This is a genomic window from Streptomyces albus subsp. chlorinus, from assembly GCF_013302895.1.
GTDB lineage: Bacteria > Actinomycetota > Actinomycetes > Streptomycetales > Streptomycetaceae > Streptomyces > Streptomyces chlorinus.
On sequence record NZ_VJOK01000001.1, the window covers coordinates 5,989,409 to 5,992,354 of the forward strand.

Annotated in this window: 3 protein-coding genes; 2 read left to right on the forward strand and 1 reads right to left on the reverse strand. The window is 73.9% G+C overall.

Annotated features, from left to right (window positions below):
• On the forward strand, positions 1–774 hold a 774-nt coding region (locus tag FM076_RS34195), incomplete at its 5' end, for a protoporphyrinogen/coproporphyrinogen oxidase (protein WP_243274642.1).
• The gene (hemQ, locus tag FM076_RS25960) at positions 767–1,483 is read left to right on the forward strand and encodes a hydrogen peroxide-dependent heme synthase (protein WP_173873324.1); all 717 of its coding nucleotides are present in this window, start codon (positions 767–769) and stop codon (positions 1,481–1,483) included. The genes FM076_RS34195 and hemQ, both read left to right, overlap by 8 nt.
• 31 nt (positions 1,484–1,514) lie before the next feature.
• Here hemQ and FM076_RS25965 read toward each other — a convergent pair.
• The coding region (locus FM076_RS25965; RefSeq protein WP_173873325.1) for an alpha/beta hydrolase at positions 1,515–2,946 on the reverse strand (1,432 nt) is incomplete at its 5' end.

Genomic DNA, 2,946 nt, shown 5'->3' on the forward strand with positions numbered 1-2,946 from the left:
GGAGTCGGACGGCTGCCCGTCGCGGTCGCCGAGGCGGTCACCGCCAAGGGCGCCGCCATCCGGCTGAGCACGCCGGTCCGCGAGCTGCGCCGCATCCCCGCCGGTGACGGCGCCGGCTGGCTCGCCGTCACCGCGCACGAGGCGCTGCGCGCCGACGCCGTCGTGCTGGCCACCCCAGCGCCGTCGGCCGCCCGGCTGCTGGGCCCGCACGCGCCCGCCGCGGCAGCGGTGCTCGGCCGGGTCGAGTACGCCTCGATGGCCCTGGTCACCCTGGCCTTCCGCCGCTCGGACACCGAGCGGCTGCCGCCGGGCAGCGGCTTCCTGGTGCCCCCGGTGGACGGGCACGCCATCAAGGCGTCCACGTTCTCCAGCCACAAGTGGGACTGGGTCGCCGCCCAGGACCCCTCCCTGTTCGTCCTGCGCACCTCGCTGGGCCGCTACGGCGAGGAGCGGGTGCTGGAGCGGGACGACGCCGAGCTGGTGGAGCTGTCGCTGCGCGATCTGCGCGCCGCCACCGGTCTCGACGCGCGCCCCGTCGACACCCTCGTCTCCCGCTGGGACGGCGGTCTGCCGCAGTACCCGGTCGGACACCTCCAGCGCGTCGCCGCCGTACGGGCAGCCGTCGATGCGCTGCCCGGGCTCGCGGTGGCCGGCGCCGTCTACGAGGGCGTGGGCGTCCCGGCCTGCGTGGCCGGAGGACGGCGCGCGGCCCGGCACGTCCTGCAATCAGCTGAGTCGGTCAACGAGAACGGTGAGAAGGCAAGCCATGAGTGACGTACCGCAGAAGGCCCCCAACGCGGGCAAGAAGGCCAAGGACCTCAACGAGGTCATCCGCTACACCCTCTGGTCCGTCTTCAGGCTGCGCGACGTGCTCCCCGAGGACCGCGCCGGCTTCGCGGACGAGGTCGAGGAGCTGTTCGCCCAGCTCGCCGCCAAGGACGTAGTGGTGCGCGGCACCTACGACGTCTCCGGGATGCGGGCCGACGCCGACCTGATGATCTGGTGGCACTCGGAGGAGTCCGACGCCCTCCAGGACGCCTACAACCGCTTCCGCCGCACCAGGCTGGGCCGCGCGCTGGAGCCCGTCTGGTCGAACATGGCGCTGCACCGCCCCGCCGAGTTCAACAAGTCGCACATCCCCGCCTTCCTCGCCGACGAGGAGCCGCGCGCCTATGTGAGCGTCTACCCGTTCGTGCGCTCCTACGAGTGGTACCTGCTGCCCGACGAGGACCGCCGCCGGATGCTCGCGGACCACGGCAAGATGGCCCGCGGCTTCCCCGACGTGCGGGCCAACACCGTGCCGTCCTTCTCGCTGGGCGACTACGAGTGGATCCTCGCCTTCGAGGCGGACGAGCTGTACCGCATCGTCGACCTGATGCGGCACCTGCGCGGCTCCGAGGCGCGGCGGCACGTCCGCGAGGAGATCCCCTTCTTCACCGGCCGCCGCAAGCCGGTCGCCGAACTGGTGGCCGGGCTGGCCTGAGGCCCTGCCCGGCTCTGCCCGGCCCGGTTCGCTAGCGGGCGGCCCGGGTGTTGGAGACCGGCACGGTCCTGGACTGCTGCCGCCCGCCCGGCTTCGGCTCCGGACGGGCGGCGCACTCGGCGTGCCCGCCCGGCGTCCTGCCCTCGAACAGATAGCGCTCGATGTGCGCGTCCACGCACGGGTTGCCGCCGCTCACCCCGTGGTTGCCCGCGCCCACCTCCGTCACCAGCGAGGAACCCGCCAGCCTGCGCCGGGTCTCCAGCGCCCCCTGGTACGGGGTGGCCGCGTCCCGGGTGGCCGCCACCAGCAGCACCGGGGGCAGCTCGCCCGGCCCGGTGCGCACGTCCACCGGCCGGGACGGCGTCGTGTGCCAGTAGGCGCACGGCAGGTTCATCCACGCGTTGTCCCAGGTGTTGAACGGGGCGAGGGCCGCCGAGGCGGTGTTGTCCCGCTCCCAGCGGTCCCACTCCCGGGGCCAGGGGGCGTCCTGGCACTCGACCGCGTTGTAGACGGCGTTGCCGTTCTCCTCGCTCGCCGCCTGCGCCATGTCCGGCGCCGCGACCTTGACCAGCGGCGCCGGGTTGCCGCGCAGGAACTCCGAGAGCACCCGCGCGTACGGCGCCCAGGTGACGTCGGCGTACCCGGTCTCCAGGAACGCCTGCACCAGCTCCTTCTGCCCCACCGTCCCGCCCGCCGGAGCGCGGTCCACGGTGGCCATCGCCGTGTCGAAGGACGTCTGCACCTCGTCCGCCGTGCGCCCCAGCCCGTAGCTGCCGTGGTGTGCGGCCACCCACCGCTTCCAGTCCGTCCAGCGGCGTTCGAAGCCCAGGTTCTGGTCGAGGTTGGCCTGGTACCACACCGAGTCGGGCGACGGGTCCACCACGCTGTCCAGGACCAGGCGGTGGACGTGGCCGGGGAAGAGCGTCGCGTAGACCGAGCCGATGTAGGTGCCGTACGAGGCGCCCAGGTAGCTGAGCCGGGGCCGGCCCAGCGCCGCCCGCACCACGTCGAGGTCCCGCGCGTTGTCCGGCGTCGTGTAGTGCCGCAGCCGCTCGGGCCGGTCCCGGGCGCAGCCCCTGGCGTAGGCGGCGGCCTTCGCGTTCATCGCCTGCTTGAAGGCGGGGGAGGGGTGCCGCGGGGAGGGGTTCGGTCCCTTGAGGAACTCCGCGGGGTCCTGGCAGGAGAGGGGGTCCGAGCGGCCCACCCCGCGCGGGGCGTACCCGATGAAGTCGTAGCGCGCGTTCAGCCGCTTCCACAGGCCGCCCAGCTTCGGGTAGCGGGGGAAGCTCATGCCGTTGCCGCCGGGCCCGCCCGGGTTGTAGACGAGCGGCCCCAGGTACTGGCCGGGGTCGCCGGTGGCACGGGCCCTGCTGACGGTGAGGGAGAGGTGGTCGCCGTCCGGCTCGGTGTAGTCGACGGGCACCCGCACCGTGCCGCACTCGACCGTGGCGGGCAGGTGCTCG

Coding starts and splice junctions, on each gene's coding strand:
- hemQ (WP_173873324.1), top strand. CDS start 767: ATGAGTGACGTACCGCAGAAGGCCCCCAACGCGGGCAAGAAGGCCAAG.